The 19,521-nt window shown below is 37.5% G+C and carries 20 protein-coding genes, 1 pseudogene and 1 riboswitch; of the genes and pseudogenes, 4 read left to right on the top strand and 17 right to left on the bottom strand.

What is annotated here, in order from left to right:
- Nucleotides 1–16: 16 nt before the first annotated feature.
- From OCV53_RS03575 to OCV53_RS03525, 11 genes and pseudogenes are all read right to left on the bottom strand, one after another.
- Entirely contained in the window at nt 17–691 is a 675-nt protein-coding gene (locus tag OCV53_RS03575; protein ID WP_022375423.1) for a phosphatase PAP2 family protein, read from the bottom strand.
- A 162-nt stretch (nt 692–853) separates the two neighbouring features.
- The gene (locus tag OCV53_RS03570) at nt 854–1,348 is read right to left on the bottom strand and encodes a Gx transporter family protein (RefSeq protein ID WP_022375424.1); all 495 of its coding nucleotides are present in this window, start codon (nt 1,346–1,348) and stop codon (nt 854–856) included.
- 40 nt (nt 1,349–1,388) lie between these two features.
- Nucleotides 1,389–1,757, bottom strand: a complete 369-nt coding sequence (locus OCV53_RS03565) for a NusG domain II-containing protein (RefSeq protein WP_055196599.1) — start codon at nt 1,755–1,757, stop codon at nt 1,389–1,391.
- 2 nt (nt 1,758–1,759) lie between these two features.
- Nucleotides 1,760–2,488, bottom strand: a complete 729-nt coding sequence (locus OCV53_RS03560) for an NAD-dependent protein deacylase (RefSeq protein ID WP_242852105.1) — start codon at nt 2,486–2,488, stop codon at nt 1,760–1,762.
- Nucleotides 2,489–2,621: 133 nt separating this feature from the next.
- On the bottom strand, nt 2,622–4,187 hold the full coding sequence (locus OCV53_RS03555) for an FGGY-family carbohydrate kinase (RefSeq protein ID WP_044922908.1): 1,566 nt from the start codon (nt 4,185–4,187) through the stop codon (nt 2,622–2,624).
- Between the two features lie 31 nt (nt 4,188–4,218).
- On the bottom strand, nt 4,219–4,686 hold the full coding sequence (gene ribH / locus OCV53_RS03550) for a 6,7-dimethyl-8-ribityllumazine synthase (protein WP_055196598.1): 468 nt from the start codon (nt 4,684–4,686) through the stop codon (nt 4,219–4,221).
- Between the two features lie 81 nt (nt 4,687–4,767).
- A pseudogene (gene ribA / locus OCV53_RS03545) lies at nt 4,768–5,349 on the bottom strand (GTP cyclohydrolase II); the annotation flags it as partial.
- Between the two features lie 44 nt (nt 5,350–5,393).
- Entirely contained in the window at nt 5,394–6,053 is a 660-nt protein-coding gene (ribE, locus tag OCV53_RS03540; RefSeq protein WP_055196597.1) for a riboflavin synthase, read from the bottom strand.
- Nucleotides 6,035–7,120, bottom strand: coding sequence for a bifunctional diaminohydroxyphosphoribosylaminopyrimidine deaminase/5-amino-6-(5-phosphoribosylamino)uracil reductase RibD (ribD, locus tag OCV53_RS03535; protein ID WP_055196737.1), 1,086 nt, complete (start codon nt 7,118–7,120; stop codon nt 6,035–6,037). The genes ribE and ribD overlap by 19 nt, the downstream gene beginning before the upstream one ends.
- Nucleotides 7,121–7,336: 216 nt before the next feature.
- A riboswitch (FMN riboswitch) is annotated at nt 7,337–7,455 on the bottom strand.
- Nucleotides 7,456–7,505: 50 nt separating this feature from the next.
- Nucleotides 7,506–8,072 carry a hypothetical protein gene (locus tag OCV53_RS03530; protein ID WP_242852104.1) on the bottom strand — a complete coding sequence of 189 codons (567 nt, stop codon included), beginning with the start codon at nt 8,070–8,072 and terminating at the stop codon, nt 7,506–7,508.
- 790 nt (nt 8,073–8,862) lie between these two features.
- Complete coding sequence (locus OCV53_RS03525; RefSeq protein WP_172674542.1) at nt 8,863–9,864, bottom strand: NUDIX domain-containing protein; 1,002 nt, start codon at nt 9,862–9,864, stop codon at nt 8,863–8,865.
- A 124-nt stretch (nt 9,865–9,988) separates the two neighbouring features.
- On the opposite strand from OCV53_RS03525, the gene OCV53_RS03520 reads away from it, so the two are divergent.
- Nucleotides 9,989–10,816, top strand: coding sequence for an HAD family hydrolase (locus OCV53_RS03520; protein WP_242852103.1), 828 nt, complete (start codon nt 9,989–9,991; stop codon nt 10,814–10,816).
- A 205-nt stretch (nt 10,817–11,021) separates the two neighbouring features.
- Here the strand turns inward: OCV53_RS03520 and OCV53_RS03515 are convergent, their stop codons facing one another.
- On the bottom strand, nt 11,022–12,383 hold the full coding sequence (locus tag OCV53_RS03515) for a citrate/2-methylcitrate synthase (protein WP_008394326.1): 1,362 nt from the start codon (nt 12,381–12,383) through the stop codon (nt 11,022–11,024).
- A gap of 156 nt (nt 12,384–12,539) precedes the next feature.
- Here OCV53_RS03515 and OCV53_RS03510 point away from each other — a divergent pair, with 156 nt between their 5' ends.
- Entirely contained in the window at nt 12,540–12,962 is a 423-nt protein-coding gene (locus OCV53_RS03510; RefSeq protein WP_242852102.1) for a MarR family winged helix-turn-helix transcriptional regulator, read from the top strand.
- A gap of 21 nt (nt 12,963–12,983) precedes the next feature.
- A complete protein-coding gene (locus tag OCV53_RS03505; RefSeq protein ID WP_081019927.1) occupies nt 12,984–13,853 on the top strand; it encodes a PHP domain-containing protein in 870 nt (289 codons plus the stop codon).
- A gap of 107 nt (nt 13,854–13,960) precedes the next feature.
- Here the strand turns inward: OCV53_RS03505 and OCV53_RS03500 are convergent, their stop codons facing one another.
- Nucleotides 13,961–15,361 (bottom strand): NAD(P)/FAD-dependent oxidoreductase, encoded by a 1,401-nt coding sequence (locus OCV53_RS03500; protein ID WP_055196595.1) that lies wholly within the window; start codon nt 15,359–15,361, stop codon nt 13,961–13,963.
- On the bottom strand, nt 15,358–15,870 hold the full coding sequence (locus OCV53_RS03495; RefSeq protein ID WP_055196594.1) for a GNAT family N-acetyltransferase: 513 nt from the start codon (nt 15,868–15,870) through the stop codon (nt 15,358–15,360). Before OCV53_RS03495 ends, OCV53_RS03500 begins: the two co-directional genes overlap by 4 nt.
- 148 nt (nt 15,871–16,018) lie before the next feature.
- Between OCV53_RS03495 and OCV53_RS03490 the strand changes: the two genes are divergently transcribed.
- Complete coding sequence (locus OCV53_RS03490) at nt 16,019–17,494, top strand: TRM11 family SAM-dependent methyltransferase (protein ID WP_055196593.1); 1,476 nt, start codon at nt 16,019–16,021, stop codon at nt 17,492–17,494.
- 70 nt (nt 17,495–17,564) lie between these two features.
- Here OCV53_RS03490 and OCV53_RS03485 read toward each other — a convergent pair whose 3' ends face one another.
- The 3 genes from OCV53_RS03485 to OCV53_RS03475 are packed head-to-tail and all read right to left on the bottom strand — an operon-like array spanning nt 17,565 to nt 19,412.
- Nucleotides 17,565–18,506 carry an alpha/beta hydrolase gene (locus OCV53_RS03485; protein ID WP_008394319.1) on the bottom strand — a complete coding sequence of 314 codons (942 nt, stop codon included), beginning with the start codon at nt 18,504–18,506 and terminating at the stop codon, nt 17,565–17,567.
- Between the two features lie 30 nt (nt 18,507–18,536).
- Nucleotides 18,537–18,965, bottom strand: coding sequence for a 2-thiouracil desulfurase family protein (locus tag OCV53_RS03480; protein WP_055196592.1), 429 nt, complete (start codon nt 18,963–18,965; stop codon nt 18,537–18,539).
- 15 nt (nt 18,966–18,980) lie between these two features.
- The gene (locus OCV53_RS03475; RefSeq protein WP_055196591.1) at nt 18,981–19,412 is read right to left on the bottom strand and encodes a GNAT family N-acetyltransferase; all 432 of its coding nucleotides are present in this window, start codon (nt 19,410–19,412) and stop codon (nt 18,981–18,983) included.
- Nucleotides 19,413–19,521 lie beyond the last annotated feature (109 nt).

Here is a 19,521-nt window from a genome sequence, read left to right as displayed (position 1 = left end):
TGTCAAGCTTTCTCATTTACCGATTGATAAATAAAAAGGAACAAAATGCATCCTGTTTCCATACTTCTTTGCCGTATACAATCCTGTAACATGCAGTATACATGAGGATTGCGAGTGCTACGTCCACAACGCTGTGTTGTTTTAGAAGCATCGTTGACATGATAATTAATATCGTTAAGATCACTACTGCGATATCTGTTGTTTTCTTAAAATGTTTCCGCTTATTCTGAAGAATTGCCATGCAGCATGTAAGGGAATTGAATACATGAATACTTGGCAGTACATTTGTCGGTGTATCGGTATGATAAATAAACTGCACCGCCTGAATAAAAATGCTGTTTCCACTAAGTACTGGTCTTAAATCCTGTCCATTTGGAAATACTAAGGAAATAACTAAAAATAAGGTCATTCCTATTCCCAATGTGATCATCAACTGATAGTATTCTTTCCATTTATTTTGATTGAAAAACATAAAATACAGTACAGTTACAGCTACAAATATAAACCATAGCAAATATGGAATAATGAAATATTCACAAAATGGGATTTTCTCATCAAGTACTGTATGTACAATATAATGATGTACATCTCGATTTTCTATATAAGAAAATGTGACCATATAAATTGCAAAAAATGCCGCTATGATGCCTAAATGTCCGTGTTTTATGATCTCATTTAGTTTTGCTTTCATTTTCAAACTCCTTTCTTTTCATATCTAAGAGTTTCTTTTTCTTTTGTATGATCTTATTCTTATCTTGCTTATGAAAGCGCATATACATATAGTACTACCATGATTTTGATGAAATTTCAAACTTTTAGAAAAAATTTTACGAAATTTTTATAAATTTATCACTTAAAATAGTTGTGGCGGGATTTTCTTAACCAGTACCCCACTTAACACTCCGATCATAACTCCTGCAATTGTTCCTGTCAGAAGTAATACTGGTGCATAGTAATAAATCTTTGTGTTCTCCATCAATATGACCGCGATGCTTAACTGTCCAATGTTATGTGCAACGCCTCCTCCGACGCTGATTCCAACTGATGAAAATCCTTTGATTTTCTTTAAGATTCCCATTACGATCAGACTTAGGATTCCTCCTGCCAGACTGTATGCGATTGTCATTGGATTTCCAAATAGGAAGCCTGCCAGTACAACTCGGATCACAGAAATCTCAAGGGTTCTGATCCATGTTGTGAAAAATAGCAGTACCATGATGACTCCATTTGCGAGTCCTAATTTGATTCCTGGTATTCCAACTGGTATTGGGATCAATACTTCTATATAGGATACAACGAGGGCTAATGTTAAGAACATTGCATCCGTTGCTAATCTTTTGGTTGACATATATTTTATTTCTCCTGTTGTTTTCTATCTCATCTGATGTTTATTGTGTTACCCCGTCTAATTCCTGTTCTTTGCCATCTTCTGATTGAATCTCAATCACTACTTTATGTGGCAGACATACGATCGTTTCTCCTGATTTCTCAATTGCTTTATGGTCTGCACAGATCTGGTCTTTACAGTCTGCTTTTTTCATTGTAACTTTTCCATCTTTGATCTGCATGACGTTCGTGCCATTTTTCTCTGGAATCTGATAAATTTGATCTTTCTTGATGGATGTTTTGTACACTTCTTTTCCTTCAACTGTCACGATCACTTCTTTTCCGTCTTTTTGTGTCATCTTGATCGCTGCAAAACTGATCAGCGAAATTGCCAGTACTGCTGCGATCAAGATCATATCCTTTTTCTTCATCTTTATACCCTGATTCTTCCCAGTACTTCTCCAATTGGGTCTGTAATGCACAAATCTGCCTGTTTATCTCTGCTTGTCGCATCACGATTCAGTACTGCAAGATATTTTCCTTTAAAATAATCGATCATTCCAGCGGCTGGATAGACAACCAGTGATGTTCCTCCAATGATCAGCATATCTGCCTTTGAAATGGCTCTGACTGCTCCGTTGATCGTCTGAGAATCTAAACCTTCTTCATATAATACAACATCTGGTTTGATGATTCCCCCACATTCATCACAATATGGGACTCCTTTGGCATTCACGACATAATTCACATCGAAGAACTTGCCGCATTTCTGGCAATAGTTTCTGTGAACACTGCCGTGCAGTTCAAAGACATTTTTACTTCCTGCTGCCTGATGAAGCCCGTCGATATTTTGCGTAACGATCGCAGACAGTTTTCCCGCCCGTTCCATCTCTGCAAGTTTTAAATGTGCCTTATTCGGTTTTGCATCCAAGAAGATCATCTTATTCTTATAAAAATCATAAAATTCTTCCGTATGCTGTGTATAAAATGTATGACTTACCATAACCTCGGGTGGATATTTATAAGTCTGGTGATACAAACCATCCGTGCTTCGAAAGTCTGGAATATGACTCTCTGTTGAAACACCTGCGCCACCAAAGAATACGATATGATCACTTTCATCGATCATCTGTTGTAATTTTTCAATCTTTTCGTTATCCATGACTTTTTCCTCCTTGAAATCTAATTGATCAAAAATCATCTACAAAGTTAGTTGCTTATAACTTATTTTTATATACTTTATCCTTTATTGTACAAGAAAAAAAGGCCTCTTGTAAAGAAGCCTTTTCATTTTTTTAATCATTGCTTTGTTCTTGAATCTTACTGATCTGGTGTAAAGTCTCAAAAACTGCTGCCATATCGTCTTTGATCAGTTTTCTTTGTTGTTCATAAATACTGCGATAGTATTTTGTTCTTATTGGATCAGGTTCATAAATTTTCTTGATCTTTCTTGTTTTTTCAAATACCTGACTTGGATCTTCCAGATCTCCTACCGCATATGCTGCGATCACTGCATCTGTAAGAACTGCTCCTTGTGCATTTTCTAATGTGGCACTCTTACATCCTAACATGTCTGCTTTGATCTGATTCCAGACTTCTGAATTGCTTCCACCTTCTGTGATCGTCATAAATTCGAGTGGCACGCCTGCTTTTTTATAAATATCTGTCACACTCATATAATCGTAACCGATCGCTTCTAAAACTGCACGCCACTGTACTCCCTGATCTGTGTCCATCGTCATATTCAGGAAACAGGCACTTGCATTGGATGTTTCTCCAAATCCTCCTGTTAAATATGGAAGGAACAAGACTCCTTTGGATCCGCATGGCACATTTTGTGCTTTCTCATTTAATTCATCAAAATATGCTCCATTTCCTGCTTCGTTGCATACATTATCTCGATACCAACGAAGTGCTAATCCACCGGTTCTTATGAATCCCCAATAAAAGTATGTATTTTCTAAAGTTCCGCTGTTAAAGATCAGTTCATTTTCTGGTTTGCTTAATTCTTCATTGATTCCATCGGTTGCGATACAAAACATCGCACATGTTCCTGCTACGTCGGCTGCCTGATCTGGTTTGATCACTCCGCATCCGATCATAGACTGCATCGTATCTCCGGCTCCCGCACAGATTGGGATTCCTGGTTTCAATCCGGTTTCTTTTGCAAATGTCTCTGATAATGTTCCAATGATATCCCATGGTTTTTGAATCTTTGGCATCATTTCCATTGGAATTCCAAGGATCTCTAATTGTTCCTTGGACCATTTTTTCTCTGTTACACGGTATCCTAGTCCCCATCCAGACATTGTTCCCCAGTCGATAAATGCATCTTCTGCAGACAGTCCTGCAAGATTAGCCAGGATATATGGGGCATTGTGCATGAATTTTCTGCCTTTTTCTTTAAAGCCCTCACAATTGTTCATCATCCAACGTGCAAACATCGCTGGAAACATACAGTTTGGCTGAGGATTTCCAGTCTCTTTTGCCCAGATCTCATAATGATGGGATGCTAGTTCCTCAACATCTTCTTTTGTTCTGGAATCCAGATAATTGATGTAAGGTGTGATTGCATGGCAATCCTTATCAACACCGACAATCCCGCAGATGATCCCATCTCCAAAAATAGAGCGGATGTTGTCTGGATCCAGATTCTTTTCTTTCATCTTTGTAACGCAGTTTCTGATCCCTGTAACCGTTGCATGAAGATACTGGTCTGCGTCCATTTCCACCCATCCCGGATGTGGATAATTTAAGATTGTTGCATTGGTATCCTGCACGATCAGGTTCATATCAATATCATAAACTGCTGTTTTTACACTTTGTGTTCCCGCGTCAAATCCTAAATAATATTGTTCCATACTAACTTCCTGCTTTAATTTCTGATTCTTTTTATGCTTCTACTTCTTTGATCAGCTGTACCATTTCGATTGCAGATAATGCACAGTCATATCCTTTGTTTCCTGCTTTTGTTCCAGCACGTTCAATCGCCTGCTCGATATTTTCTGTTGTAACAACTCCGAATAAAACTGGAATTCCTGTATTTAATGATACCTGTGCGATTCCTTTGGATACTTCGTTACATACATAATCATAATGGCTTGTTGCTCCACGGATCACTGTTCCAAGACAGATCACTGCATCGTATTTTTTGCTTTTTGCCATCTTGTCTGCGATCAGTGGAATCTCAAAAGCTCCTGGTACCCATGCGATATCGATATCTTCATCTTTCACATCATGTCTTTTCAATCCGTCTAAAGCTCCGGATACTAATTTGGATACGATAAATTCATTAAATCTGGCTGCTACGATTCCTACTTTTAATCCGCTTGCTACTAATTTACCTTCTAATACTCTCATTTTAATTACTCCTTTTTTCTTCATTAATTTCGTTAATCTTAAGGTCCCTGGGACCTTAATTTTTTTAATTTTTCTGTTAATTTAAACTTCGTATGTTGTCATGTGTCCCATTTTCTTTTGCTTTGTCTGCATATAATATTTATCAAATGGATTGATTGGCATCTGGATCGGTACTCGTTCTACGATCTCGAGTCCATATTCATTTAATCCGTCAATTTTGGTTGGATTGTTTGTCATCAGTCGTAGTTTTTTGATTCCTAAATCCTGTAAGATCATGGCTCCTGCACTGTAATCTCGTTCATCATCTTTAAATCCAAGAGCTAAGTTGGCCTCGACTGTATCCATTCCCTGTTCCTGTAATACATAAGCTTTCAGTTTATTGATCAATCCGATTCCTCGTCCTTCTTGACGCATATATAAGAAAACCCCTCGTCCTTCTTTCTCGATCTGACGCATTGCACGACTTCGCTGTTCTCCACAATCACAGCGTAAAGATCCAAAAGTATCCCCGGTCAGACACTCAGAATGCACACGACATAAAACTGGTTCTCCGTCTGCGATATCTCCTTTGACCAGTGCTACATGATGTTCCCCACTTCTCTGGTCTACATACCCATGTGCCTCAAATGTTCCGTATTTTGTTGGAAGCTGTGCGATTACTTCGCATACTACATCACTCATCTTGTCTTTTCCCTCCTCGTTTTTTATTAAAATCCAGCAGTTCTTAACATTTCCATTGTTAAGGTGCTGTTTGTATGTTTGTCGTTTGTTTCCTGCTGATCAAAATGCAGCAGTTTATCTATATATTTCCCAACCATGTCATTCTCCAGATTGATCTTATCTCCTGGTTTTTTATATCCAAAATTGGTATTTTTTATGGTATGTGGGATCATGGATACGGAAATGGTATCATCGCTTAACTTAGCGATCGTCAGGCTGATTCCATCGAGTGCGATCGATCCTTTTTCAATACAGTATTTCATGATATTTTCTGGGGCTTTGATCGTAAACCATACAGCATTATCATCTTGTTTTACACTAACAAGTTCCCCTGTATCGTCCACATGGCCTGCTACCATATGACCTCCGAACCTTCCATTGGCTGCCATCGCTCGCTCTAAGTTGACGACAGATCCCTTTTTTAAACTTCCAAGACTGCTTCGGTTGAATGTCTCATTCATCACGTCTGCCTGAAATGTATTGCCGCTAATGTGAGTCGCTGTCAGGCAGACCCCATTAACTGCTACACTGTCTCCCAATTTAAGATCTTCAAAAATAACATTTGCTTTGATCGTAAGGACTGCTGCTTTGCTTCCTCTCTTCAGGGATATGACTGTTCCTAATTCTTCTACGATTCCAGTAAACATGATCTCACCTTTCCTTCCAGTAATATGTCATTTCCAAGTGGTGTTGCCTTTAATTCATCAAATACCAAAGCTTCTTGGATCCTTTCGATCCCTTTGCCTTCTACAGGTGTTTTGGCCTTTTCTCCTCCAAATAATTTGGGAGCAATATAGGCGTAAACTTTGTGAACACAGTCGTTTTTGATCAAGGATTCATTCAAGATTCCACCACCCTCAACTAAAACACTGTCAATTTCCATATTTCTTAACTGTTTTAAAACTTCTTTGACATTGACCTTTCCATCTTGCTCTGACGTTTTTAAGATCTTGCATCCTTTTTGTTCTAATTTTGCTATTTTTTCTTGATCCTTACTTATGGTAGCGATGATCGTTGGAATTTCTCTGGCTGTTTTTACGATATTTGATCCTTCCGAAATCCTTAAGTTTGAATCACATATCACACGAATTGGATCATTCCCATGTTCGATTCGTGCATTTAACATCGGATCATCTGCTAAAACCGTACCGATCCCTGCCATGATCGCTGCATACTGATGTCGTAATGTATGTACATGTCTTCTGGCTTCTTCTCCTGTGATCCACTTGGATTCACCAGTTGCCGTTGCAATCTTTCCATCCAATGTCATTGCGTATTTTAGTGCTGTATATGGAATATCATTCTGAATATAATGAAAAAATATATCGTTTAACTGTCTGCACTCTTCTTCAAGAATTCCTGTCTCAGTTTCTATTCCATGATCATTCAGGATTTTGATCCCGCCCCCTGCCACTTTCGGATTGGGATCTAAATTCCCGACATATACTTTCTTGATCCCTGCTTCGATCAACGCTTCCGTACATGGTGGTGTTTTTCCATAATGGCAGCATGGCTCCAATGTTACATAAATCTCAGCTCCCTCAGGATCTTCTATGCAGTTTTTTAAGGCATTTCGCTCTGCATGTAATCCGCCGATCTTCTCATGATATCCTTCCCCAATAACCCTTTGATCTTTTACGATCACTGCTCCGACTAAAGGATTTGGATTGGTATATCCACAGCCTTTCTTGGCAAGTTCGATCGCACGCCGCATATATTCTTCTTTCAAATATTTTTCTCCCTTCCCTTCAGGTTCTTTGATTTTGGGAGGTTGGATTTTGATTGGTATTGAAATCGGAAATATAAAAAGGAGTTCCTGATCTTTGTTCTAATTCTTCAGGAACTCCTTTTTGATATCTTGATATTTCTTTTTGAAATAAAAAATCCTGGAATTATAAAAATCCCAGGACATGATGATCAATATCACTTCTTAAATCTTCTTCCATCCAGACTGTACTGTCGGCCTTGGAATCTCACCAAGTCATGCTTATCAAAAGCTCGCGGGCTGTAACCGCCGGTAGGGAATTGCACCCTGCCCTGAAGATATTATTTAATTTATTTATAAAATAGCACTAACTAACTTTTGTGTCAAGTCATTTTTACATTTTCTTACGCATGATCAATACTAAAATCGCAAAAACTGCAACTGCCGCAATCGCAATTGTAATTCCTGTCATATGCTTCTTCTTTTCTTTTTTCTGCTCCTGTTTCTTTTTCTCTTCTTTTTGTTTCTGCTGTTCTTTCGTTTCTGTTGTTACTGTTTTTTCTGTAGTAGTCGTTGTTGTTTCGCTTGTAGCAGATGTCTGTGATTCTGTATTCTTTGTATCTGTATTCTTTGTGTCTGTATTCTTAGTATCTGTTGTATCTTCTGATCCTGTCTTTTGACTTGTTTTATTCGTAGTTGAAGTGCTGTTATTCTTTTCTTCTATTTTCTTCTGCTTATTTCTTCCAAGATATGCATCAGCCTCTGGCACATCAATCTTTCCATCCATATAATCCTGATAAGCTTGCTCTGCTCCTGCCCTTGTTGGTGGATAACCATGTGCAGAAAGCCATGATTTCGCCTGTTGTTTTTGCTCTTCTGTATATGCATAAGTCTGTACTGGACGACTTGTGATCGTTACTGCTCCCAGAATCAACATTAAAACTAATAATAACCTTTTCATTTGATACTTCCTCTTTCATTTTGAAACTGTTTGATTAATCTTGTATATTATAGCATAATTTAGTAAGAATTCTATAGATTATTCGTTTTTATACAATCCTGATTTGAAGGTAGTCTCTCATGTATGTGACAGAAATAAAAGAAACACAAATATTTAAAAGAATCAAGGTGGCAACTCCGCATTGTTGAGAGCGTTTTTTACAGATCGCTGATCCGTGCCTGTTCCTTTGGAAACTCCCTCGCTGCGAGCCAAAATGCCCGCAGCGACGGTCAGACATCCAACCACAGGCACTGCGAATTTGTAAAAAACGCACTCAAAAAGTGCTCATGTTTGCCACCTTGATTCTTTTAAATATTTGTGTTTCTTTTATTTCTGTCACATACACCTGAAGTCTATTCAAACCACTACACAGTGTGTATGTTTTACTGTATTGGCGATAATAGTATCTGTCTGCTACTACACAAATTGGAAACTGATAACGTTTTACATACATCCATCAGCTTGAATTTTCTTATTTTTATGATTGAAAGTCTTCAGGTATTTAGAGAAAAAATGAAAGATAGCATGTGAGCAACGATCGAATTCCATAGGAGTTTTGACGGAATCGCAGCTGGATCGGGCAATTGTTTGAGCGTCAAAGACTACTGTTTTCAGTACCTTTGAACGCGAGTTATTGCAGGAGATCCAGCGGATAAGCGTTCTGTCAAAACTCCGTCAATGGAATTCGTGTTGCTCACATGCTATCTTTCATTTTTTCTCTAAATACTCAATGACCTTCAACTCATACAAATTAAATTTTCTCTACTTCATCCAAGTATATACAATTTGGAATCCCACCATCTCTCACTTTCTGAATCAGTTCTTCTTGATCCATCCACATAACCTCTTCGACTTCTTCTTTCTGTAGTTTAAGTTTTGTAATATCCACTGTTTCTTCATACATATAAACCGTGCTGATCTCATGATTCTTAAATTCTCTTCCATAGAAGTTTCCATTCATGCTTCCTTCATGCATACATACTTTTTTAAGTTGTTCTGGTTCTGCTTTGATCCCTAGTTCTTCTTCTAGTTCTCTTAATGCGGTTTCTAATGGTTCATCGCCTGCGCTGATATGACCTGCGGATGAGATGTCGTAGCAGCCTGGGAAGGAGTCTTTTTGTTTGCTTCGTTTTTGGAGTAACAGGTCATACCCTTTTTCTGTTTTTCTTCTGATCCAGATATGAACGGTTCCATGTATGTCTCCATCTTCATGGACTAAGGATCGTTCTTTGATCCTGCCTGTTTTGTTTCCTTTTTCATCTAGAATGTCGAAGAATTCTAAAGGTTTTCCATCGAGTACAGCTGCTGTTAAATTTCCTTCTTCATATACCAATTTTAACGAAAAAAATGGCCTTCTTTCCTGCATATAACGTAGAAATAACCTGTCACCTTCCCACAGATCAAGGTCTAATATTTTTTCTTTGTCTACCCATTCTAGTACTCCTTCATCACATTCTTTGATCTCGCCTTTGAATTCTTCGATATGGTATAAACACATATATTCCCATGCTTCTTTTTCAGTTCCCATATCGGACAAAAATGTGACGATCCCACAAAATCTATATGACAATGGGGTTAGTCCTGTTTCCTCCATAACTTCACGAAACATGCAGTCTTCCGGGCTTTCTCCATGTTCAAAATGACCACCGACTCCGATCCATTTATCTTTATTGATATCATGTTCTTTCTTGATGCGATGCAGCATCAGATATTTGTTATCTTTTTCTATATAGCATAATGTTGTCATTCCCATTTTTATTTTTCCTCCTTTCGTATATTGTAATTGTTTCAAAGAAAAGATACAATATTTTCATATGTGTAAAATATATTACACAATATCGACTATGTATAACAAATGCGAAATCTGGAGGTTTCTTATGAATATAAAATGTATTGCACTTGATCTTGACCGTACAACATTAAATGCAAGTGGACGGCTTTCTGACGGAAATTATAATGCTTTATGTCATGCAATTGAAAATGGTGTTCACATTGTGATCGCAAGTGGACGTTCTTTTGATACGCTGCCTAAAGATGTTCTTGCTGTGCCTGGAATTGAATATGCAATTACTTCTAATGGTGCTGCCATTTACCATATTCCTACAAGCACCTGTCTTCATGAATATAAGATGACACCTGCTTCCGTTGAATGTATAATTCAGATTGCTAAACAGCATGAGACTGCCCTTGAAGTTTTTATTGATGGCAAAGCTTATGCCCTGAAAGCTTATGTGGAAGATCCTGTTTCCTATGGTACAACTCCACAAGCAATTCCTTACATCCAATCTACAAGAATTCCTATTGATGATATTATTTCTTTTATTCGAGAACATATTGATCATATTGACAGTATGGATATTGTTGTCTCTGGCGAGCAGCAAAAGCAGCTCATTTGGAATGAACTTAAATATAATTGTGATGAGATCTATATTACTTCTTCTGTTTCGCAGCTGATCGAGATTTCTCATAAAGATGCCGGAAAACATTCCGGACTTCGTTTTATTCGGGAATATTTGAATCTAAAACCTGAAGAAACCGCTGCCTTTGGTGATGGTGATAATGACATTGATCTGTTAAAAGAAGCTGGTATCGGAATTGCCATGGAAAATGCTTCTCCAAAATGTAAGGATGCTGCGACCTTTATCACAAAACATCATGACAAGGACGGAGTTGCATATGGAATCACTGAATTTCTCAAAATATGACCAAAAAACATAAATTCATCATTTTTTAGACACAATTCTTTCACATTTACTGAGTATACTAAAACCATAGCAAGTAACAAACAAACTTACTTAGCTAAAACTTTTTTTCATACTTTTTCATAATACCGGAGACCCTCCTCGTCTCCGGTTTTCCTCATTTTATAAGCTTATATTTTTGCATAAAAAAAGAGGGAATCCCTCTTTTTTATCGATCTTCCATCTCAATATATTCTTTCTCATCTTGTACACTCTGATACGCAGGACGAATGATCTTATCCACATTTGTTAATTCTTCCAAACGATGGGCACTCCATCCAACGATTCTTGCCATCGCAAAGATCGGTGTGAACAATTCCAATGGGATATCTAACATACTATACACAAATCCACTGTAGAAATCGACATTTGCACTGACCCCTTTGTAGATTTTTCGTTCATCTGCGATTACTTTTGGTGCCAATGTTTCAATCATAGAATAGAGTTCGAAATCTTTTTCTCTTTCTTTTGCAAGGGCCAGTTTCTTTACAAAAGCTTTGAAAATCTGCGCTCTTGGATCTGAAATACTATATACTGCATGCCCCATTCCATAGATCAGTCCTTTTTGGTCAAATGCTTCTTTGTGCAGCAGTTTTCTTAAGTATTCTTCTACCTGACTTTCATCACTGATATCATCCACATTTTTTCTTAAATCCTGCATCATCTCAACAACTTTGATATTCGCTCCTCCATGTTTGGGACCTTTCAATGATGAAAGTGCAGCTGCGATCACTGAATATGTATCTGATCCTGAAGATGTCACGACATGGGTTGTAAATGTTGAGTTATTTCCTCCTCCATGTTCCATATGAAGAACGAGTGCAATATCTAACACTCTGGCTTCCAATTCTGTATAAGATTTGTCTGGACGCAGCATTCTTAAAATATTTTCTGCCATGGAACAGTTTGGATCTGGACGATGGATGTACAGGCTGTCATCATTGACGTAATGATTGTAACCATGATATCCATAAACTGCCATCATCGGCAAAACACTGATCAACATCAGACATTGTCTTAATACATTTTCCATAGAAATATCAGATGCTTTATCATCATACGATGCCAGTGTTAAAATGCTCTTTGTCAACGTGTTCATAATGTCTTTCGATGGTGCCTTTAAAATAACATCTCTTGTGAAATTCTTTGGAAGTGTCATACTCTGCGCCAAAATTTCTCTGAATTCTTTCAATTGTTTTTCATCCGGCAGTTTTCCAAATAGTAAAAGATAGGTGATTTCTTCAAATCCAAATTCGCCTCTCTTCATAAATCCATCGACTAATTCATATATATTATATCCTCTATAAAATAACTTTCCTTCACAAGGTACTTTCTCTCCATTGATCATCTCACTGGATTGAATACAGGATATATTCGTAAGACCTGCAAGAACGCCGACTCCATCGACATCTCTGAGTCCTCGTTTCACTCCCAGCTCTTTGTACAGATCTTTCTCTATCTCACAATTATCATGGCATACTTTCGCCTGGCGTGTCAGAAAATCCTGCATCTGTGTTGTTGTTTCACTCATAGGTTACCTCCTTTGATCAAGGTCATTTTATAGTGTTTCTCCTATTTTATCTTTTTATTTGACTTTTGTCAAATATTGATTTTTGTTGATTGTTGATTTTTATTCATAAAGTGGTATACTTTTAGTTAGAAAAACATCGAAAGAGAGGGATTTACATTGAATGATGTTTCTGCACTTTTTGAAATTTTTCCAATCTGTCAGAAATTTCTTTTAAACACGATCGACATACCTTCCATGGATCTTACCAAAACACAGATTCTTATCTTATTTGCACTGTCTGGAGGTCGTTCATTGAATATGTCACAGTTATCTTCTTATCTGGCATCATCTAAGGAACAGGCTACAAGAGCCGTTTCTCCACTTGTGAAGGATGAGTATGTCACACGTTTTAGAAGTGATGAAAACAGAAAAATGGTTTATGTAAAACTCACAGAGAAAGGAAACCAGCTGATTCTTCAGGAAAAAGTGCTTGTCAAAGAATACCTTTCCAAACGTTTTGAATCACTGTCAAAAGAAGATCAGGAATTATTTCATCAGTCATTATCTAATATTTTAACGATCTTAAAGAAAATGGAATAAATATTTTGGAGGTATTTTTATATGAAAGCAGACTTACATTGTCACACCGTTTTATCTGATGGTGCTATGCGTGTTGACCAGATCATTCCTTATGCGAAACGTATCGGCCTTGATTATATTGCAATCTCTGACCACGAATCAACACATTCCATTTCGGAAGCTGTAAGACTTGGGAAAGAGCTTGGTGTTCATGCGATTCCTGCCGTCGAGGCAAACGCATGGCATGAGGAGACACAGACGAATGTTCATATTTTATGTTATTATCCGATTGACACTGACCGGCTTCAGCATTCTTTAAGCAAAGACTTAAAGAAATTATCCGATGCTGTCACAAAATCTTATCAGTCATTGATGGATGAATATCCGATCACGATGGATCAGCTTTATGAAGTATCCAAAGAAAGTACTGGTGTATACTACACACATATCATGCAGGTTCTTTCCATGATGGGATATACTGGAACTCCGATCGGTCAATTACATAACGAATTATTCCGTGCTGGCGGCCCTCATAAATTTCCATACCGCTATATGGATGCAAAAACAGTCACGGATCTTCTTCATTCCTGCGGAGGCGTTGTCGTGCTTGCACATCCTGGGCAGTATAAAGCTGACAATGTGATGGAGATGATGATCGAAGAACATATGCTTGATGGAATTGAATTAAATCATCCAAGAAATGATGAAAAAACAAGAGAGCATATTACATCTCTTTGTAAGGAACATGATCTTTTCATGACTGGTGGAACAGATTTTCATGGATTATACACCAAAACACCTTATCCTTTGGGAAGTTTCTTATGTCCTAAAGAAGGACTTCATCGATTGATCCTTGCAGGAGAGCAGGCGAACAAAGCTTTCTATGAAAAACATCCTAAATTCAAAAAATAATTTTTTTATAAGGAAGAATTATTCTTTGCAGGATTTTCAAACAGAAAAATCCCTAATGGTTTAGAAACCTGTTAGGGATTTTTGTTTTAATATTTTTATTTGATATTTTATTTATTTAAGATACTCTTAGCAACGCTTAATCCATTGGCAGATGCCTGCTGTAATCCTCTTGTTACAGAAGCTCCGTCACCGATCGCACGAAGTCCTTTGATATTTGTTTCAAAGTCTTTGTTTGTTAAGATCTTATTAGAATAGAATTTCACTTCTACACCGTAAAGAAGTGTCTCATCACTTGCCATACCTGGTGTTACTTCATCTAATGCATAGATCATTTCTTCGATATCTTTCATGATTCGATATGGGAATACCAATGAAAGATCTCCTGGAACTGCATCTTTTAAAGTAGGTGTAATATTGTTTCGAACCAGACGTTCTTCTGTTGTTCTTCTTCCTCTTACGAAATCTCCAAAACGCTGTACTAAGATCTTACCATCGCAAAGCATGTTACTTAACTGTGCAATATGTTTACCATACTGAATTGGCTCTTTAAATGGTTTGGTAAAGTTCTTAGATACTAACAATGCGAAGTTTGTATTGTTTGTTTTATATTCTTCTGCTTTGTATGCATGACCATTAACGACTGCAAGGCCATTTTCATAATATTCTGTTGCCACTTCTCCTGATGGATTGCTGCAGAATACACGGACTTTATCATCAAATGTTGGTGTGTAATAAACAAGTTTTGCTTCGTAAAGGCTCTTGTTTAATTCTTCCATGATCTCGTCACGAACTTCTACACGAACTCCGACATCGACTGTTCCTACCTGTGTTTCAATGTCATATTTTCTGCAGATTCCGCTTAACCATTCGGATCCTTCACGTCCTACAGCTGCTACGATTTCATCGGCTGTGTATGTCTCGCCTTTGTCTGTAACGACTCCTTTCGCAACTCCGTCTTCGATGATGATATCTTTGACCATTGTATCAAAGATCATATCAACACCTTCATTTAATAAATGTTCCTGAAGTCTTGAATAGATTTTATATCCTTCTTCTGTTCCTAAATGTCTGATCGGACATTCGATCAGTTTTAAGTTTGCCTGGATTGCTTTCTTACGGATGCTTGCGATCTCTTCTTCTTCGTCGATTCCGTATACTTTCTCATCTGCTCCGAATTTTAAATAAATGTCATCGGATTCTTTTAATAATTCGATCGTTCTATCATATCCTAGAATCTCTGGAAGATTTCCACCTACATCTGGGGATAAGGATAATTTACCATCTGAGAATGCTCCTGCTCCGGCAAATCCTGTTGTAATAGAACATGGTTTACATCCAACACATACTTTAGTGTTACGTTTTGGACATGCTCTTTTTTCAATTCTTCGACCTTTCTCAATCATAAGAACTTTCATGTCCGGCTTATTTCTCTTTAATTCATAAGCACAAAAAATAGCAGAAGGTCCTGCTCCGATCATAATAACATCATACTGATTACTCATAGTCATTTCTCCTTTTCCATGATGACACGTTGCATACCACCGTATTTTGACATTCGTCTTGCTTCCCGGTAACCTGCTTTTAGAAAGTTTGTCCGGCTGTAGATATTATCCGGATGAACGGTTCCAAGGAAATATTCATATGGTGTATCTTCTAGCTGCTTCTCAGCTTCTTCAAAAAATCTTCTCTGAAGCCCAAGTCCTCTTGCTTTGCTTGTCACGACTGCATAATCCATATGTGCGACTTTCCGTATCTTATCGTCATCATAATCTAGATCATATCCCAGATTATGTTTTGATCTGTCTGGAAAATCGACAATAAAAAAGCCCAAGATCTCATTGCTGCTGTTTACTGCCTTCAATGTAAATCCTCGGTCGATTATGTGTTCTGATACATATTGTCTGTCATCTGGCAGAAACCAGTCGGAAACTTTCACGGTATCTACTGCTTCTTGCATCAGTTCCATGATCGCATCAACGTCACTCTGTTCTGCTCTCTTAATCGTTATATGTTTCATATACTTCCTTATCTATTATTCTCTTGGTTACATATTATTATAGCATGATTTTCACTTTTTTTGCAAAAATTATTTCAATAAGGTATACTGTTTTTATAGTTTTTAAGGACTTTTCCTTATACACATTATTTAGAAAAGGAATGTATATATGATCAATCGTTTATGTAAAAGATTAAATCAAAATATCGAAGTACGTCAGTCTTTAAGTTCCCTGCGTCAGGAGATCAAGGATTCTTCTAAAAGAAAACTTTTGTTGTCTTGGATCCATGATGGTGATCTGGACTTATCCGTATTTTTAGAAAATGAAGATGCAAAAACAAGAAAAAATGCTGCTCTTTTGATCGGTGATCTGGCACTTTCTTCTGAAAGCGATGCTGTATTTCATGCTTATCAGACAGAAGATACACGTTTTGTAAAAGAGGCTTATTTAACTGCTTTAAAATCTTTAAATGCGGCTCCTTATGTGGATGTTTTCCGAAAACGTTATGAAGAATTATCTCTTTATGAAGCTTCTGACGATGAGAAAAAGCATGTAGAACATGAACTTCATGCACTTTCTGAACTGATCAATACGATCGAACCATTTAAGAAGCATAGATTTTTAGGCGGCCGCCAGACATTTCATTGTATTTTCCGCACTAACCCATTACACCCGGAAATTACTGCTGCCTTGATGGATGAATCTTCAGCTGCTTCTTCAAAAATGGGCGTGCGTGTAAAGACAAATCATCTGAATCGTTTATTACCGATCCGCACATACAATGAATTGTTATTTCAGATTCCAGGCATGGTTTCATGTAAACCTGATGCTGATGTTGCTGCATCCGTGATCGCTGGTTCGAATCTGATGGCGTTATTAGAAAATACGCATGAAGGAGATTTCCCTTTTTACTTCAGAATCGGAGTAAAAAGCCGTATGCCTCTTTCTGAGCGTTCTAAATTTGCTAAAAAGGTTGCTTCGAACTTAGAAGAGCTTACTGGACGCAAATTAAGAAATTCTACTTCTCACTATGAATTTGAGATTCGTATGATTGAGGGGAAATCTGGTGATTATTATTTATTAGTAAAATTAAATACAATTGTGGATCGTCGTTTTGATTACCGCGAAAAATTTATTCCAACAAGTATCAAACCAGTTAACGCTGCGCTTCTTGTAGAACTTGCGAAAGATTATATGATCCCGGATGCACAGGTTCTTGATCCTTTCTGCGGTGTTGGTACCATGCTGATCGAGCGTCAGAAAGTTGTAAAAGGAAATACTTCTTATGGAATCGATCATTCTCCAGAAGCGATCGAGAAGGCGATTTATAATACGAATCTGGCTGATCAGATCGTTCATTATATCAATAAGGATTGTTTTACATTTACCCACGATTATCCATTTGATGAGATCTTTACGGAGATGCCTTATGCAACTGGGCAGAAAACGGAATCTGAGATTCGTGATGTTTATGAGAAGTTCTTTCCATTTGCTAAGAGGGTGCTAGGGCCTGAAGGAATGATCATTATGTATACAAGAAACCGTGAATATGTAAAACAGTTCGCTGTAAAATCCAATTTTAGAATTCTGAAAGAAATCAAGATCACACAGCGGCCGGAAAGTTATCTTATGATCTTAAAATAGGTTTTTTTAGGAAATTTATAATACAAGAACCATTCTGTAAAATCATTTATACGGAATGGTTCTTCTTATTTTAGATCGTCTTATATTTATTTATGAAATTTTTGATTCTTCGTTTTCCCTCTTCCATATCTTTTGAAAATGCTAGTGCGTGTCCTGCTCCTGAAACAATATAGAGTTCTTTCTTTGCTGCACAGGCTTCATAATTTTTGATCGTCATCCACATCGGAACGTAATCGTCTGCATCTCCATGGATAAACAACACTGGAATCTTGTTTCGTTTCATTATTTCTGGGATGCTGACTTCTTTCAATCCAAATCCTGCTACTACTTCACTGATCAAATCTACCATGTACATTAATGGAAATGGTGGAAGATGAAATCTTTCTTTGGCTACGTGTTTGATGATATCCCATGGAGAAGTGAATCCGCAGTCAGCAATAATTCCTTTTACATTGTCTGGAAGGTCCAGACCTGCTGCCATTAAGGTTGTAGCACACCCCATAGAAATTCCACATAGAAAAATATCTTTGTTCTTGGCTGCCAGATTCCGATTGGTATACAAAATCCATCGTTTGAGATCATGGCGTTCTTTCACTCCATAAGTAATATAGCGTCCTTCGCTTTTTCCGTGGCTTCTCTGCCATGGAAGAAGAATGCTGTATCCAAGATTCCATAGAAATCGGACTTCCGGTACGAATTCGATATCATTTGTTGAATGGTAACCGTGCATGCAGATAATAGTTCCTTTGGCATTTTCTCTTGGGATGTAGGCTGCCCGTAGTGTTAGTCCGTCTTTTGATCTGATTTCTTTTAATTCTTGTTCTTGGTGTTCTTTTAGCCATTCTTGTTCTTTTAAAACGTAATCAAGATATGGTTTCCATTTTTCTTTTTTACGGACATCTGGCTGTTTTTTTCTTCGACAGATCGCATAATCGAAGACAGTAAATGCAGATGCGCTGACAATAGTTCCTGTAATCGCTGTTGCGGTTAATAGTTTTTGTTTGTTGTTCATATTTGGATCCTCATTTTACTGTTCACTATTTTATTCTGTGATATCTAAGGTTGTTTCCCCTGTGATTTTGATTCCATGTTCTTTTAATAATCTAGCTGTGATTCCGTCCCCATTGATCAGCGTGCCTGTAAATGTTCCATCATAGACTTTGCCACAGCCACAAGATGGACTTTTTTCTTTTAGGATCGCTGTGTGACAGTTATATAACTTTGCAATTTTTAGTGTCTCTTCGGCACCTTTTTGGTATTGTTTTGTAACATCTTTGCCATCTTTTGCGATAACTTTGTTTTGATGTATTTCTGCCGGAATTCTCGGTGTTGGCAGTCCTCCCATGATCTCTGGACAGACTGGGACCAAATCGTGGTCTTTTAGTAACTTTAGGACCTGTTCATTTTTATTGTTTTTTGCGTTGTATTTGCAGTCGATCCCTAATAAACAGGCACTAACTAATATTTTCATTATTTTTCCTTTCTTCTACAGTGCTAATTCAAATCCATAGCAGCTTTTCTCGAATCCGTAATGTTCATAAAATCCGTGAGCTTGTACTCTTGGCAGTCCGGAGTCTAAAGTGATTGCTTTACATCCTCGTTCTTTTGCCAATTTCTTTGCATGATCTAATAATTTTACACCATATCCTTTACCTCGGTCTTCTTCGTTTGTGATCAAACTTGATACATAGCAGGTAAGCCCTGACATCCAGAAGGTATGAAAATAATCTCCATGGCAGAATCCATGAAAAGTTCCATCGTCTTCTATTGCAAAAAATGCAAAACTGTTTTCGTCTTGTAGTACTTTTTCGTAGACTTCTTTGGTTGTTTCATAGTCGTAGGTGTTGTAGTCCCAGAGTTTTTTGATGTATTCATAGGCTGTGTCGAAATCTTTCATTGTTGCATTTTTGATCTTCATGTTGGTGTCCTCCTTTGATGTCTGTTTTTTATTATTGTAGCATGTAAAATTTTTCTGGTAAACAAAAAGACAGGAAGCTGACCTTCTTTGGTCTGTTTCCTGTCTTTTA

The sequence above is a fragment of the Anaerostipes amylophilus genome, assembly GCF_025567365.1.
GTDB lineage: Bacteria > Bacillota > Clostridia > Lachnospirales > Lachnospiraceae > Anaerostipes > Anaerostipes amylophilus.
The sequence above is the reverse complement of the archived record's forward strand: the minus strand, read 5'-3'. Positions and strand labels throughout refer to the sequence as shown.

Excerpts from the sequence above, each read along its gene's own strand:
- ribD (WP_055196737.1), bottom strand. The coding sequence starts at position 7,120 with ATGCGGCGTGCGATCGAACTTGCCAAGAAAGGCTGTGGATATACCAAT.
- OCV53_RS03560 (WP_242852105.1), bottom strand. The coding sequence starts at position 2,488 with ATGGATAACGAAAAGATTGAAAAATTACAACAGATGATCGATGAAAGT.
- OCV53_RS03555 (WP_044922908.1), bottom strand. The coding sequence starts at position 4,187 with ATGGAACAATATTATTTAGGATTTGACGCGGGAACACAAAGTGTAAAA.
- OCV53_RS03490 (WP_055196593.1), top strand. The coding sequence starts at position 16,019 with ATGATCAATCGTTTATGTAAAAGATTAAATCAAAATATCGAAGTACGT.
- OCV53_RS03495 (WP_055196594.1), bottom strand. The coding sequence starts at position 15,870 with ATGAAACATATAACGATTAAGAGAGCAGAACAGAGTGACGTTGATGCG.
- ribE (WP_055196597.1), bottom strand. The coding sequence starts at position 6,053 with ATGTTTACTGGAATCGTAGAAGAATTAGGAACAGTCATATCCCTGAAG.
- OCV53_RS03480 (WP_055196592.1), bottom strand. The coding sequence starts at position 18,965 with ATGAAAATATTAGTTAGTGCCTGTTTATTAGGGATCGACTGCAAATAC.
- OCV53_RS03575 (WP_022375423.1), bottom strand. The coding sequence starts at position 691 with ATGAAAGCAAAACTAAATGAGATCATAAAACACGGACATTTAGGCATC.
- OCV53_RS03520 (WP_242852103.1), top strand. The coding sequence starts at position 9,989 with ATGAATATAAAATGTATTGCACTTGATCTTGACCGTACAACATTAAAT.
- ribH (WP_055196598.1), bottom strand. The coding sequence starts at position 4,686 with ATGAGAGTATTAGAAGGTAAATTAGTAGCAAGCGGATTAAAAGTAGGA.
- OCV53_RS03505 (WP_081019927.1), top strand. The coding sequence starts at position 12,984 with ATGAAAGCAGACTTACATTGTCACACCGTTTTATCTGATGGTGCTATG.
- OCV53_RS03530 (WP_242852104.1), bottom strand. The coding sequence starts at position 8,072 with ATGAAAAGGTTATTATTAGTTTTAATGTTGATTCTGGGAGCAGTAACG.
- OCV53_RS03485 (WP_008394319.1), bottom strand. The coding sequence starts at position 18,506 with ATGAACAACAAACAAAAACTATTAACCGCAACAGCGATTACAGGAACT.
- OCV53_RS03475 (WP_055196591.1), bottom strand. The coding sequence starts at position 19,412 with ATGAAGATCAAAAATGCAACAATGAAAGATTTCGACACAGCCTATGAA.
- OCV53_RS03500 (WP_055196595.1), bottom strand. The coding sequence starts at position 15,361 with ATGACTATGAGTAATCAGTATGATGTTATTATGATCGGAGCAGGACCT.
- OCV53_RS03525 (WP_172674542.1), bottom strand. The coding sequence starts at position 9,864 with ATGGGAATGACAACATTATGCTATATAGAAAAAGATAACAAATATCTG.
- OCV53_RS03515 (WP_008394326.1), bottom strand. The coding sequence starts at position 12,383 with ATGAGTGAAACAACAACACAGATGCAGGATTTTCTGACACGCCAGGCG.
- OCV53_RS03565 (WP_055196599.1), bottom strand. The coding sequence starts at position 1,757 with ATGAAGAAAAAGGATATGATCTTGATCGCAGCAGTACTGGCAATTTCG.
- OCV53_RS03570 (WP_022375424.1), bottom strand. The coding sequence starts at position 1,348 with ATGTCAACCAAAAGATTAGCAACGGATGCAATGTTCTTAACATTAGCC.